General features: G+C 36.4%; 16 protein-coding genes. All 16 read left to right on the forward strand.

Annotation, left to right across the window (positions count from 1 at the left end; translation table 11 throughout):
• Nucleotides 1–971: MATE family efflux transporter (locus tag ACTTKP_RS01580; RefSeq protein WP_442552154.1), on the forward strand; the 971-nt coding region annotated here is incomplete at its 5' end.
• A gap of 10 nt (nucleotides 972–981) precedes the next feature.
• Nucleotides 982–1,470, forward strand: coding sequence for a hypothetical protein (locus ACTTKP_RS01585; protein ID WP_442552155.1), 489 nt, complete (start codon nucleotides 982–984; stop codon nucleotides 1,468–1,470).
• 101 nt (nucleotides 1,471–1,571) lie between these two features.
• Nucleotides 1,572–3,053: an aminotransferase class I/II-fold pyridoxal phosphate-dependent enzyme gene (locus ACTTKP_RS01590; protein WP_442552156.1), complete on the forward strand. Its 1,482-nt coding sequence runs from the start codon at nucleotides 1,572–1,574 to the stop codon at nucleotides 3,051–3,053.
• The gene (locus ACTTKP_RS01595; protein WP_442552158.1) at nucleotides 2,995–3,579 is read left to right on the forward strand and encodes a guanylate kinase; all 585 of its coding nucleotides are present in this window, start codon (nucleotides 2,995–2,997) and stop codon (nucleotides 3,577–3,579) included. The genes ACTTKP_RS01590 and ACTTKP_RS01595 overlap by 59 nt, the downstream gene beginning before the upstream one ends.
• 1 nt (nucleotide 3,580) lies before the next feature.
• Nucleotides 3,581–4,021 carry a YaaR family protein gene (locus tag ACTTKP_RS01600; RefSeq protein ID WP_442552159.1) on the forward strand — a complete coding sequence of 147 codons (441 nt, stop codon included), beginning with the start codon at nucleotides 3,581–3,583 and terminating at the stop codon, nucleotides 4,019–4,021.
• Between the two features lie 14 nt (nucleotides 4,022–4,035).
• Nucleotides 4,036–5,013 carry a DNA polymerase III subunit gene (locus ACTTKP_RS01605; protein WP_442552160.1) on the forward strand — a complete coding sequence of 326 codons (978 nt, stop codon included), beginning with the start codon at nucleotides 4,036–4,038 and terminating at the stop codon, nucleotides 5,011–5,013.
• 21 nt (nucleotides 5,014–5,034) lie between these two features.
• Nucleotides 5,035–5,940 carry a PSP1 domain-containing protein gene (locus ACTTKP_RS01610; RefSeq protein ID WP_442552161.1) on the forward strand — a complete coding sequence of 302 codons (906 nt, stop codon included), beginning with the start codon at nucleotides 5,035–5,037 and terminating at the stop codon, nucleotides 5,938–5,940.
• Nucleotides 5,941–5,950: 10 nt separating this feature from the next.
• Nucleotides 5,951–6,685, forward strand: coding sequence for a tRNA1(Val) (adenine(37)-N6)-methyltransferase (locus tag ACTTKP_RS01615; protein WP_442552162.1), 735 nt, complete (start codon nucleotides 5,951–5,953; stop codon nucleotides 6,683–6,685).
• Nucleotides 6,686–6,696: 11 nt separating this feature from the next.
• Nucleotides 6,697–7,542, forward strand: coding sequence for a 16S rRNA (cytidine(1402)-2'-O)-methyltransferase (gene rsmI / locus ACTTKP_RS01620; RefSeq protein ID WP_442552163.1), 846 nt, complete (start codon nucleotides 6,697–6,699; stop codon nucleotides 7,540–7,542).
• 35 nt (nucleotides 7,543–7,577) lie between these two features.
• Nucleotides 7,578–7,772, forward strand: a complete 195-nt coding sequence (locus tag ACTTKP_RS01625; protein ID WP_442552164.1) for a type II toxin-antitoxin system HicA family toxin — start codon at nucleotides 7,578–7,580, stop codon at nucleotides 7,770–7,772.
• Between the two features lies 1 nt (nucleotide 7,773).
• Nucleotides 7,774–8,181 (forward strand): type II toxin-antitoxin system HicB family antitoxin, encoded by a 408-nt coding sequence (locus ACTTKP_RS01630; RefSeq protein WP_442552165.1) that lies wholly within the window; start codon nucleotides 7,774–7,776, stop codon nucleotides 8,179–8,181.
• A gap of 222 nt (nucleotides 8,182–8,403) precedes the next feature.
• The gene (gene sufC / locus ACTTKP_RS01635) at nucleotides 8,404–9,153 is read left to right on the forward strand and encodes a Fe-S cluster assembly ATPase SufC (RefSeq protein WP_442552166.1); all 750 of its coding nucleotides are present in this window, start codon (nucleotides 8,404–8,406) and stop codon (nucleotides 9,151–9,153) included.
• A gap of 1 nt (nucleotide 9,154) precedes the next feature.
• Nucleotides 9,155–10,579 carry a Fe-S cluster assembly protein SufB gene (sufB, locus tag ACTTKP_RS01640; RefSeq protein WP_442552167.1) on the forward strand — a complete coding sequence of 475 codons (1,425 nt, stop codon included), beginning with the start codon at nucleotides 9,155–9,157 and terminating at the stop codon, nucleotides 10,577–10,579.
• Nucleotides 10,579–11,757: a SufB/SufD family protein gene (locus ACTTKP_RS01645; RefSeq protein ID WP_442552168.1), complete on the forward strand. Its 1,179-nt coding sequence runs from the start codon at nucleotides 10,579–10,581 to the stop codon at nucleotides 11,755–11,757. Before sufB ends, ACTTKP_RS01645 begins: the two co-directional genes overlap by 1 nt.
• Complete coding sequence (locus tag ACTTKP_RS01650; protein ID WP_442552169.1) at nucleotides 11,747–12,964, forward strand: aminotransferase class V-fold PLP-dependent enzyme; 1,218 nt, start codon at nucleotides 11,747–11,749, stop codon at nucleotides 12,962–12,964. The genes ACTTKP_RS01645 and ACTTKP_RS01650 overlap by 11 nt, the downstream gene beginning before the upstream one ends.
• Nucleotides 12,954–13,388, forward strand: a complete 435-nt coding sequence (gene sufU, locus ACTTKP_RS01655) for a Fe-S cluster assembly sulfur transfer protein SufU (protein ID WP_442552170.1) — start codon at nucleotides 12,954–12,956, stop codon at nucleotides 13,386–13,388. The genes ACTTKP_RS01650 and sufU overlap by 11 nt, the downstream gene beginning before the upstream one ends.
• The last annotated feature ends 25 nt before the right edge of the window (nucleotides 13,389–13,413 follow it).

Here is a 13,413-nt window from a genome sequence, read left to right on the forward strand (position 1 = left end):
AGGCTAAGATTTATCTTTCTTATATGCTTATCGGACTTCCTGCATTTGCTATTTCACAGGCTTATGGAGATACTCTAAGATGTGTGGAAGAAACAATAATACCTATGAAGGCAGGGATAGTTTCAGTTATTGTAAATCTTTCATTGAACTATGTACTTATTTACGGTAAATTAGGAGCACCTGCACTTGGAGTTGCGGGTGCTGCCATAGCTACGGTAATAGCACGATATGTAGAGATGGCTGTTGTGGTAATATGGACACATACTCATAGCAAAAGACAGCCGTTTATAAAAGGAGCATTCAAGCACTTTAGAATACCTGTTGTACTTGCAAAGGACATGGCTGCTAAGGGAACACCACTTATATTAAATGAGACTCTTTGGTCGATGGGGGTAGCAGCACTTCTTCAAAATTATTCTGTAAGAGGTCTTGCTGTTGTCGGAGCATTGAATATTTCACAGATTATAGCTAATCTTTTCAATGTAGGCATCATTGCTATGGGAAGTGCGATTTCAATAATATTAGGTAGAAGACTTGGTGCAGGAGAGATGGAAGAGGCGAAAGAATATTCAGTAAAACTTATATTTTTTACTGAAATTTTGTGTTTAATTACAGCTTTTCTGCTTATGATGCTTGCACCGTTTTTTCCAATGATATACAATACAACAGATGAGATAAAAGGATTGGCGGCTTCATTTATCAGGGTGGCAGCAGGTTGTATGCCTATATATGCATTTGAAACCTGCTGTTATTTCACCATCCGTTCAGGTGGTAAGACCTTTATCACATTTTTATTTGACAGTGTATTTATGTGTATTGTATCAGTGCCGACAGCCTATATTTTAGTTCATTTAACAACATTGAATATAGTAACGGTATTTCTGCTTGTACAGCTTGTAAGTCTTATAAAATGTGTAATTGGTTATTTTATGGTTAAAAAAGGTATTTGGCTGAATAAGCTGGCTTATTAAGGAGGAAAGTATGGAAATTATAGCAGTAATAGTATTTATTATTATAATGATTGCAGGGAAGAGGGGTAAGGGAAAAAATAATACACAGAATATAGGCGAGCAAGTGGCTCAAAATGTGATTCCAAGGACAAATAATGACTATAATGCAGTTTTACAGAGTAATCATCAGGGAAAGTCAGTGAAGGCATTTAGGGAGGCAGGTCAGACGGCAAACAGACAGATAGTAAGAGAGGAGACAGTTAAATCTGACTTCACAGGATTTAATGAATCATTTGAAAAGAAGAAGGCTAAAAAAAGGGTAACGCAGCCATTAGAAGTAAAAGAAGAGATGAAGGATACAGCTGTAGAATGTTTTGGTGTAAGTAAACACGAAAATTCTACAATTGTAGAGAATACATCATCCTACAGTTGGGGAATTTTTGATGATTTTGCGGCTTCTGATGCTCTTTATCTTGCGAGGAAGGATGTGGAGAGAAGGAAGGCTGGACAGTCTATATAAAATTAGAACTTACATTCCGCTGTATGATAACAGACAGCAGGCTAAAATAAGCATCAAAAGACCGAAAGCCAAACCTTTCGGTCTTTTGCATATAGGAAAAAATGAATAATATATATAACAATCTTATTAAACATAAAGACAGTGACTATTATCCGTTTCATATGCCGGGACATAAACGGAATCATGAAATGATAAAAAAATATGGAATTTGGCAGGAGGGACTTTCTCCGTTTGACATAGACATAACGGAAATTGATAATTTTGACAATCTCCATAATCCGGAAAGTATAATAAAAAAAGCAGAGAGTTTGGCAGCCGTATTATACGGGGCAAAGGAAAGTATCTACTCTGTAAATGGAAGCACAGGGGCAATCTTAGCTGTACTTGGACTTATTAGCAGAGGTGAAACAGTGCTTATTGCCAGAAACTGTCATAAATCTGTCTACCATGGAGTGGAACTCTATGGACTTGTGCCGCATTATTTTGTAGGTAAGACAGATGAATACGGTATGTATCTGAGCCTTGAGCCACAAGAGGTGGAAGATGCTTTTAAGCTTAATAATTCTATAAAAATGGTAGTTATTACTTCTCCTACTTACGAGGGAGTGGTTTCTGACATTGGTGAAATTGCAAAAATCTGTCATAAGTACGGTGCTTATCTTATGGTGGATGAGGCACATGGAGCACATTTCGGCTTTGATAAATATTTTCCCGAATCGGCAGTTAGGTTGGGTGCGGACTTTGTGGTACAGAGCCTGCATAAAACCCTGCCTTCATTTACCCAAACAGCCATTTTACATATTTGTTTAGATAATGAAACATTAATAAGGAGAATACGCAGGCAGTTCAATATTCTTGAGACTTCAAGCCCTTCCTATATTTTTCTTGCAGGAATGGAAAACAGTCTAATTTTGATTAGGAAACATGGAGAGGAACTATTTTCATCCTATAAGGAACGACTTGTAAAATTTAGAAATGAGATGGCTTTGCTAAAAAATATAAGGCTCTGTATTCCACCTGATTCATTTGCTTATGATAATGGTAAGTTAGTGATGAGCGCAGGTATGAATTTGGGAGCAAAACTTTATAAGCTTTTATATGAAAAATACCATCTTGTTATGGAGATGAAGTCAAAAGACTATGTAGTTGCAATGACAAGTATTTTTGATACGGATGAGGCTTTTGAAAGGCTGTCTAAGGCTCTTTTTGCTTTAGATAAAGATGAAACATTCTTTAAACTTGATAATGAGGCAAATTTTGATTATACTTTAAGGGATGAGGCTTTTAATTTTTTACCGAAGATTAAGTTGCTTCCTTTTGAAGCGGTAGAAAACTCAGTAAAATTTGGTAAGCAAAAGGTTAAATTAGAGGAAGCAGAAGGCTTAATTGCAGCAGACTATGTTTATTTTTATCCTCCCGGCATTCCTATATTAGTTCCGGGGGAAGTTATTGATAGGGATACTGTAGCAAAAATAAAAATAGCAGTATCCACCGGTATAGATGTTTATGGAGGATGTGACGGTAATGGGATTTTTGTTTGTGCTGATGGGAAAAAGTGCTACGGGAAAGGACAGCATATATAAGAAACTTTTGGAGGGTTTAGACTTAAGAGAACTTATTCCATATACAACTCGTCCTATGAGAAAAAATGAAACTGAAGGTGTCGAGTATCATTTTGTAACTGAGGCTGAACTTAAGAAATTGCGAGAATCAGGTAAGGTCATAGAAGAGAGATGCTTTCATACTATTGACGGACCATGGTATTATTTTACAGTAGATGACAGTACAATGGACTTAACAAGTGGAGATTATATTTGTATTAATACATTGGCAGGTTTTGCCGGTCTTAGGAAGTATTTTGGAAAAGAGAGGGTTAAGCCGATTTATATAGAAGTTTCGGATGTGGAGCTATTAAAAAGGGCTGTAAGTCGTGAAGAAAAGCAGGCAAAACCCAATATTGCTGAAGTATGTCGGAGATTTTTGGCTGACAGTGAAGATTTTAGTGAGGAAAATCTTAAAGAATTTGAGGTAGATGAAGAATATAGATTTCTAAATGAAAAATTGGATTGCTGTACCAATAGAATAATTGATTTTATAAAGGAAAACTGATATGGATATAAAGATTAATCCTTTGATAGCACCCAAGACTACAGCAGTAGAAAAGACAGATAAGGTGGCTGACGGGCAATTTAAGTTTACACTTATAAAAAATATAGAAGACAATTCTTTGGCTGAAAGACTGACGGCAATGATGAATTCTATAACCATGGAAGGCAAAAAACTTAAAAAGCACATGGACATAAGGGATATGAAACATTACCGAGGCCTTATAAAAGAATTTTTGAATGAGGTACTTACGAGAAGCCATGAATTTTCAAGGGAGAATTATCTGGACAGGAGGGGCAGGCACAGAGTTTATGGTATAATAAGGGTAATAGACCAAGAACTTGACAAGCTGGCAGAGGAACTTGTAAAAGATGAAAAGGATGCTATAGGCATACTTGGAAAAATTGATGAGATTCAGGGACTTTTGCTGGATATTTTAACCTAATACAGGAGATGGATATGAATACTGATATTTTAGGAAGGGAAGACCTTGTAGAATATATGAGGACTGCTACGGCTAAGGAAGAATTTTCCCATGCGTACATATTTGAAGGTGAAAAGGGAATGGGGAAACTCTTTTTGGCTAAGGAGTTTGCAAAAATGATATTATGTTGCGGTAAGTCTTCTGATGAAGAAAAGCAGCTTGTATGTAAACAGGTTGATAATGGCAATAGTCCTGATATAATATATGTGGAACCGGATAAGTCTACAGGCATAAGTGTGGATGAGATACGCTCTAAAATAGTTGGAACAAGTGATATTTTTCCTTATGGCAAGTATAAAGTTTATATAGTAAAAGAGGCGGAGAGAATGAATGAGCAGGCTCAGAATGCATTGCTTAAGACTATTGAAGAGCCGCCTGAATATGTTATAATAATCTTGCTTTCTTCAAATAAAGACAGACTTTTACCTACGATAAAATCAAGGTGTATTACTCTTGACATAAAGCCTATTGAAGTAAATAAGATAAAGGATTATCTTATTGAAAATTATAAAGTTGTCGATTATGTAGCAGATATGGCTGCAAAGTTTTCAGCGGGTAATGTGGGAAGGGCAGTAAGGTATGCCTGTGATGAAGATTTCCTTGAAATGAAAAATGTTGTGATCAATATGTTAAAAAATTTGGATAAAGACAGTATTACCGAAGAAGTCACAAACATTATCAATTTGGAAGGATATAAAAAAGAAATAAAGGACTGTATTGAACTTATGATACTTTGGTTTAGAGATTTGTTAGTATTGAAGGCAACCAAAGATGTCAATAGGCTTCTTTTTAAAGAGGAAGATAAGTTTTTGCATGAACAGATAGCTACAAGAAGCTATAGTTCTATAGAGAGAGCCATTGAAAGTATGGAAAAGACTAAAAAGCGTTTGGATGCAAATGTAAAATTTGAAACAGCAATAGAACTTATGTTTATGTACATGAAAGATAAATGAATTTAGACAGATTGGAGAAATATGGTAACAGTAATTGGTGTAAGATTTAAGAGGGCCGGAAAAATTTATTTTTTTGATCCTGAAGATCTTGATATAAGTGTCGGAATGCATGTAATAGTGGAGACTGCACGAGGCGTGGAATACGGGCTTGTAGTGATAGGCAGGAAAGAAATAGAAGAAGATAAGGTTGTCCAACCGTTAAAAGAGGTTATAAGAATAGCAACTCCTGAAGATGATGAAATAGACAGGAAGAACAAAGAAAAAGAGGCTGATGCTTACGCTGCCTGTCTTGAAAAAATAAGGCAGCATGAGCTGGCTATGAAGCTGATAGCCTGTGAATATACATTTGATAATAACAAGATAATGTTTTATTTTACAGCTGAAGGAAGGATAGACTTTAGAGAACTTGTAAAAGACCTTGCCTTTATATTTAAAACCAGAATAGAACTCAGGCAGATTGGAGTAAGAGATGAGGCCAAGATGAAGGGGGGAGTAGGCATCTGCGGCAGACCAATCTGTTGTCATACATTTTTATCGGAATTCATACCTGTTTCAATAAAAATGGCTAAGGATCAGAATTTTTCCCTTAATCCAAGTAAAATATCAGGTGTTTGTGGAAGACTTATGTGCTGTCTTAAAAATGAGGAAGCCGCTTATGAATACCTTAATTCAACTCTTCCTGATATTGGAGATATCGTAGAAACTGCAGAGGGATTTAAGGGAGAAGTTAGTTTCGTAAGTGCCTTAAAACAGCTTGTAAAGGTGATAATTGAGAATGAAAGCGGTGTCAAGGAAATCAAAGAGTATAAGGCTGAAGAACTAAAGTTTAAACCTAAAAAAAGAAAAAATGACAGGGAACATGAATCTTATGAAATTAAGGCTTTGGAGGCACTTGAAAGAGCTGAGAGGAAGTCACATTTAGATTAAAGGATGGAAAATGGAATTTAAGCTAAAAGAGAAAGAAAGGCTTGATGACCTTGAAATAAGCGGACTCCATATTATACAATCGCCTGATAAGTTCTGCTTTGGAATGGATGCAGTGCTTTTATCAGGCTTTGCTTATGCCAAAAAAGGGAATAAGATTATAGACTTAGGTACAGGTACAGGTATTTTGCCTTTACTTTTATGGGCTAAGACAGATGGAGAGCATTTCACAGGTCTTGAAGTACAAGAAGAAAGTGCCGATATGGCAAGAAGAAGTGTAAATGGTAACAAAATCACTAATATTGATATAATTACCGGAGACATAAAGGAAGTAAGCCTGTTATTTGATAAACAGAGTTTTGACATTGTAACTTCTAATCCACCCTATATGATAAATGAGCATGGTATTGTAAATCCTGATGCTCCAAAGCAGATAGCAAGGCATGAGATACTTTGTACTTTGGAGGATGTAGTTAAGGCAGCAAGCTATTTATTAAAGGCAAATGGGAAATTGTTTATGGTACATAGACCTTTTAGACTACCTGAAATTTTTGAAAGCCTTAAAAAATATAATCTTGAGCCCAAAAGAATGAGGCTTGTATATCCAAGTGAAGATAAAGAGCCTAATATGGTTCTTATTGAAGCTGTAAAATACGGAAAACCCAGGTTAAAAGTTGAAAAACCTCTGATTGTATATGATGAAAACGGTAAATATACCGAAGAAATGATGAGAGATTACAGATATTAGAAAGGAAGCGTATGGCTGGAAAGTTATATTTATGTGCCACTCCTATTGGCAATTTGGAAGATATTACTTTCAGAGTGGTGAGAACTCTTAAAGAAGTAGATGTGATAGCAGCAGAAGATACCAGAAATTCTATTAAACTTCTTAATCATTTTGAAATTAAATCCCAACTTACCAGTTATCATGAATTTAATAAATATGATAAGGCCAAGGTCTTGGTAGCCAGGATGCTAAATGGAGAAAATGTTGCACTTATAACTGATGCAGGCACTCCGGGAATATCAGATCCGGGCGAGGAGCTTGTAAGACAGTGTTATGAGGCGGGAATTGAGGTGACTTCTCTTCCAGGAGCGGTAGCCTGTGTTACAGCACTTACATTATCAGGTCTTTCTACAAGACGCTTTGCCTTTGAGGCTTTTTTGCCTACAGATAAAAAGGAAAAATCTGCTATTTTAGAAGAACTTAAAACTGAAACAAGAACTCTAATTATATATGAAGCTCCGCACAGGCTTAAAAAGACTATTTCAGAACTTTTATCAGCACTTGGCAATAGAAGGCTTACAGTTGTTAAAGAATTAACAAAACTTCATGAAAATGTATTTTTAACAACTTTAGAAGAGGCTCTCGTACATTATGGGGAAAATGAGCCTCGTGGTGAGTTCGTACTTGTAATAGAAGGCAAGAAGATAGAAGACATCAAGAAAGAAAAAGAAGAGTCATTTAAGGAAATGGATATAAATGAGCATATGAAGATATATCTTGATAAGGGAATGGATAAAAAGGAGGCTATGAAAGCGGTGGCACTTGACAGGGGCATACCTAAAAGAGAGGTATATAAGATGTTGTTGACACCTACATAAAGAAAAAGTAAAATAAAATATGGGGAGACTGATAAATGCCGCTTACAGGTAAAGAAATGCTTAAACTATTAAAACAAAATGGATGGAAATTAGAAAGGCAGGAAGGTTCACACTGTCAGCTATTTAAAAATGGAAAAAGGATTACAGTACCGGTGCATAGTAATAAAGATTTAAAAAAGGGATTGGAACAAAGGATATTAAAAGATGCAGGATTATATGGGAGGTTATGATATGTCTGAAAAAAATCTTAATATGGCTTTTCCATTCTTGTTTCATCATGATGAAGATGGAGGATATTTTATAGAGTGCAAGGATATAGATGGAGTTTATACTTGCATAGATGAAGATGATATTGTTTTTGGAATGAAGATGGCAGAAGAGGTTCTTGGTATGACACTTGCAGATATGATTGAAAAAGGTGAAATTATTCCGAAACCTAGTCAAATAAATAATCTGGAATGTGAAGATGGTTTTGTAACTATGATTGTCGTTGATGTAGAAAAATATATTCGTGATAAAACATTGGTTATGAAAACTCTAAATATTCCTAAGTGGGCTAATGACTTGGGAATAAGATTGGGAATTGATTTTTCTAAGGTTTTAACTGATACAATATCAAATATGGCAGTTAGCAAATAATATTTCAATTCTTCGCTCTCTAATAATATTGGAGGGCGATTTTTATATTTTAAATATAAAAAATTGTATAAATTCATAAACAAAATAAAAAAATTAAAAAATGCCTGTATTAGTCGCTTCTAACTTATTGAAACTTTCTTCTACAACAGTTATAATATAGAAATTGAATTCGTACTAAATTAGTAGGAATTAAAAGAGTTAATTATGAATTAGGAGGCAGTTATGTCGGAATTATTAAAAGTAAAAAATTTATCAGTAGCAATAGATGATACAGAAATACTTAAAAATGTCGATTTTTCAATAGGTACAGGGGAAACTCATGTCCTTATGGGACCCAATGGTGCAGGAAAGTCTACACTGGGATTTACATTGATGGGAAATCCTGAATATGAAATAAAATCGGGAGATATCTTACTTGATGGTGAAAGTATTGTAGAGGATGGAGCAGATGTTAGGGCTAAGAAGGGTATGTTTCTTTCATTTCAAAGTCCTTATGAAATAGCAGGCATTTCGCTGGAAAGTTTTTTAAGGAATGCAATAAGGCAGATTACCGGTAAACCGCTTAAGATTATGCAGTTTAAGAAAGATTTAAAAGAGGCTATGGAAATCTTGCAGATGGATGAATCCTATCTTACAAGAGACTTAAATGTTGGATTTTCAGGCGGTGAGAAGAAAAAATCCGAGATTTTACAGATGCTTATGCTCCGTCCTAAGCTTGCAATTTTAGATGAGACAGATTCAGGGCTTGATGTGGATGCGGTTAGGACGGTGAGCCGTGGAATAGAGGCATATCAGAAAAATAGAGATGGAGCACTTTTAATTATAACTCACAGTACAAGAATTTTGGAGGCTTTGAAGGTAGATTATACACATATTATGGTCAAGGGTAAACTTGTAGAAACAGCCGGTCCTGACCTTGTTGAAGAGATTAATAACAATGGATTTGCAAGATTTGAGAATGTAGGAGAGTAAAATGGCTGATTTAGATAAGAATGAAAAAATGGTCATAGATGATATAGACAGCTCTTTCTATGACTTTAGATATGATGAAAATGATGAGGACTTTCTGAAACTTGATAAGGGACTGAGTACAGAAATAGTCTTGCAGATTTCAAAGGAAAAAAATGATCCTGAGTGGATGAGGGATTTCCGTCTTAAGTCTTTAGATATTTATAATAATATGAAAACTCCTGCTTGGGGTCCGTCCATTGAGGGACTTGATATGAATACAATAATGACCTATGTACGCCATAAGGGTGATATGAAGGGAAGTTGGGAAGAAGTTCCGGATAATATTAAGAATACCTTCGAAAAACTCGGTATTCCTGAAGCAGAAAGACTTTCGCTTGCAGGAGTGGGGGCACAGTATGACTCGGAGCTTGTATATCATAGTGTAAGAGAAGAGGTAGCCGCTCTTGGAGTTATTTACACAGATTTAGAATCAGCCATGCATGGTGAGTATGGAGAGATGATTCGTGAGTATTTTATGAAACTTGTTCCACCTTCAGACCATAAGTTTGCGGCTTTGCATGGTGCAGTCTGGTCAGGCGGTTCTTTTGTCTATGTACCAAAGGGAGTTAAGGTGGACATACCTTTGCAGTCATATTTCAGATTAAATGCGGCAGGTGCAGGACAGTTTGAACATACATTGATTATAGTAGATGAGGGAGCAGATCTTCATTTCATAGAAGGATGTTCCGCACCTAAGTACAATGTTGCAAACCTCCACGCAGGCTGTGTAGAGCTTTTTGTTAAGAAAAATGCCAGACTTAGATATTCAACAATAGAAAACTGGTCAAAAAATATGTACAACCTGAATACCAAAAGGGCTATAGTTGAAGAAAATGGTGTAATTGAATGGGTTTCAGGTTCATTCGGCTCTCATGTGTCTTATCTTTACCCTATGAGTATTCTCAAAGGAAATGGCTCGAGAAGCGAATTTACAGGAATTACTTTTGCAGGAAAAGGACAGAACCTTGATACAGGAGCTAAGATGGTGCATATAGGAGAGGATACTTCTTCTATTATCAATACAAAGTCAGTATCAAAGGGAGGCGGAACTAATACTTATAGAAGTATGGTTACAGTCAGAGAAGGGGCGAAACGCAGTAAAGCCTTTGTTTCCTGTCAGTCTCTTATGCTTGATAGCGACAGTCGTTCCGATACAATTCCTGCCATGGACATAAGGACGGATGATACGGATATAGGACATGAGGCAAAGATAGGAAGAATAAGTGATGATGCGGTATTTTATCTTATGTCAAGGGGAATAAGCGAGGATGAGGCAAGGGCTATGATAGTAAGCGGTTTTGCAAATCCGGTATCTAAAGAACTTCCTCTTGAGTACGCAGTTGAAATGAATAACCTCATTCAGCTTGAGATGAAGGGAGGTATGTAATGAAGTTTGAATTAAAAGGAGCTGTAAATTATCTTCCAACTCTTACTTACGGAAGAATGAAGAACAGCTATGCAGAAATAGATTTTTCTTATGAAGTTAATGGCGAGAATGGTTTTGACATCTCTCTTCAAGATGGTGTAGAACTTCTTACTAAGGGCAGCTTATATGAGGAAATTGTAGCCAGGGCGGATTTTGTGAAGACAGGAATGGAGGCTATGTACCTTGACTCTAAGGCGGGTGGAGACAGCCTTGAAGATGAAAACAGAAGGGATAGGGAAGTAAAAGATGCACCTTCTACAGATATAGTAAGAAATGCATTAAAAGCAGCAGAAATACCTGTCAAAGTAATCGCTACCAAAAAGGGAAATTCAGTCAGTAATCCTGTCAAAATAGTGTATAAGGCAGGTAGCAATAATTCAATTAATAACAATATAATCTATGTAAGTGAAGGCTCTGAACTCACACTTATTGAAGTATTTGAATCTGAAAATAAAGAAAACCTCGTAGGACTTCAGACCAGAGTTTATGTCTGTGAAAACGCCAGAGTAAAGCTGGTAAGGGTAAATATGCTTTCAGAAAATACAGATCACTTTGATGATTTAGGTTTCCACCTTGAAAATAATGCTAAAGCAGAACTTGTACAGCTTGAGCTTGGAGGTAAGCGCTCTTATGTAGGAGTAAGGACAGAGCTTGTAGGAAGAAAAAGTGAATATAATAGTGCTGCCGGATACCTGTGCAGAGGGGAAAGCCTGCTTGATATGAATTTTATTACTAATGAATGGGGAAAAAAGGTATCTTGTAATATGGATGCAAGTGGTGTTCTTCTTGATAATTCCACTAAAGTATACAGGGGAACTATTGATTTTAAAGAGGGTGCTAAGGGAGCAAGAGGTTTTGAAAAGGAAGATACCTTATTATTTTCTCCTAAAATAATTAATAAATCAGTTCCATTAATCCTCTGTCATGAAGAAGATGTAGAGGGTGACCATGGTGCTACAATAGGACGAATTGATGAGAAACTTATGTTCTATATTAAGAGCCGAGGTATAGATGAAAAGGCGGCAAAACAGCTGATGACAGAGGCTTATATAAATGCGGTTACTGAAAAAATAGGTGATGATGAAACTGAAGGCAGAGTTATAAAATATGTAAGTGAGGTTTTTAACGATGAGCAGTAATTTTAGAAAGGATTTTAAATTTTTTAATGAGTATCCTGATTTGATTTACTTTGACAATGCTGCTACAACCCAAAAGCCTGACATAGTGCTTGAAAAAATGATAAAGTATTATGAAAGTGAAAATGCCAATCCTCTTAGAGGGGTATATGATCTTTCCGTTAAGGCTACCGCTGCTTATGAAAATGCAAGAGAAAGAACCGCTAAATTTATTGGAGCAGAATCTGCATCTGAAATCATCTTTACAAGGAATGCTACGGAAAGCCTTAACCTGATTGCACGAAGTTATGGAGAAACTTTTCTAAAAGAAGGAGATGAGGTGGTGCTTACCGTAATGGAGCATCATAGCAACCTTCTTCCTTGGCAGGAGGCGGCTGGAAAAACGGGAGCAAAGCTTGTTTTTCTTACACCTGATATGACAGGATTTATTTCAGATGAAGAAATAGAGAAGAAGATTACCGAGAAAACCAAAATAGTAAGTATAGCCCATATTTCCAATGTGCTTGGGAGGAGAAATCCGATAGAAAAGATAATAAAAGCAGCTCATAATGTAGGAGCGGTAGCTGTTATAGACGGAGCACAGGCAGTACCTCATACAAGGGTAAATGTGAGAGAACTTGATGCAGACTTTTATGTATTTTCAGGGCATAAGATGCTTGCACCTATGGGAATAGGTGTGGTTTATGGTAAGAAAAAGCTGTTAAATAAAATGCCGCCATTTCTTACAGGTGGAGAAATGATAGAGTATGTGGAACTTAATTCCGCTACTTATGCAGAAGTTCCACATAAGTTCGAAGCAGGTACTGTAAATGTAGGTGGTGCTGTTGGGCTTAATGCCGCAATGGATTACCTGGACAATATTGGTTTTGACTATATAGAAGAGACAGAACTTAGGCTTACCAAAATGATGTTTGAAGGAATGAAGTCACTTCCTTATATTAATATTGTGGGTTCTGACAGATTTGAGGAGCATAATGGAATAATAACATTTACAATAGATGATGTACATCCACATGACAGTGCCTCTATTCTGAATGAAGCAAAAATTTGTGTTAGGGCAGGACATCATTGTGCACAGCCTCTAATGAAGTTTTTAGGTCTTAACTCTACACTTAGGGCAAGTTTATATTTTTACAATACAGAAGAAGAAGTTGAGAGATTTTTAGATAGTTTAACAAAGGTAAGGGGGTGGCTTGGTTATGGAGCTTAGAAGCATTTACAATGAAATACTTACAGAGCACAATATGCATCCTAATAACAAGCAGGAAATAGAGAATCCTACCATAGAGCTTAGGGGGGTTAACCCAAGCTGTGGAGATGATATTACACTTAAATTACAGATCGAAGATAATGTAGTAGTGGATGGCGGTTATACAGGAACAGGCTGTGCAATCTCACAGGCATCTGCAGATATGATGTTAGACCTTGTAATAGGTAAAGAGAAGGAGGAAGCACTTAGGCTTTCAGAACTTTTTATGGGAATGATTAGAGGTGAAGTTAAGGAAGATGAGGTTCTTCTTGAACTTGATGAAGCTATTGCTTTAAGGGATATAGCCCATATGCCTGCAAGGGTTAAGTGTGCGGTACTTGGTTGGAGAACCTTGGGGCAGATGCTTGGTAAGAAGGAAGAGTAAGAGTTAAATTGGTAAAAATCGCAGT

Source organism: Catonella sp., from assembly GCF_052169795.1.
Classification (GTDB): domain Bacteria; phylum Bacillota; class Clostridia; order Lachnospirales; family Lachnospiraceae; genus Catonella.